Origin of the sequence: Shewanella sp. AS16 (assembly GCF_021412365.1) — a bacterium.
GTDB classification, from domain to species: Bacteria; Pseudomonadota; Gammaproteobacteria; order Enterobacterales; family Shewanellaceae; genus Shewanella; species Shewanella salipaludis.
On the sequence record NZ_JAKCLK010000152.1, the window covers coordinates 1 to 311 of the forward strand.

At 57.6% G+C, this 311-nt stretch carries 1 protein-coding gene; it reads left to right on the forward strand.

Annotation, left to right across the window (positions count from 1 at the left end; all coding sequences use genetic code 11):
* Positions 1-311: RNA methyltransferase substrate-binding domain-containing protein (locus LZP73_RS19755; protein ID WP_326490372.1), on the forward strand; the 311-nt coding region annotated here is incomplete at both ends.

Sequence of the window (311 nt, forward strand, 5' to 3'; positions counted from 1 at the left end):
CGGTTTCCCGCGCGCCGGGTGATGAGACGCCGGAAAAGGCCGATCACGGTGGCATCAGTGGTAAAAGTTTTATTGATCCGGAAGTTTTGCGTCGTCAGCGTGCGGAAGAAACCCGCGTCTACGGCGAAAACGCCTGTCAGGCACTGTTCCAGAGCCGTCCGGAAGCGATTGTTCGCGCCTGGTTTATCCAGAGCGTAACGCCACGTTTTAAAGGAGCCTTGCGCTGGATGGCGGCAAACCGCAAAGCGTACCATGTGGTGGATGAAGCGGAACTGACAAAAGCGTCAGGCACGGAACATCACGGCGGCGTT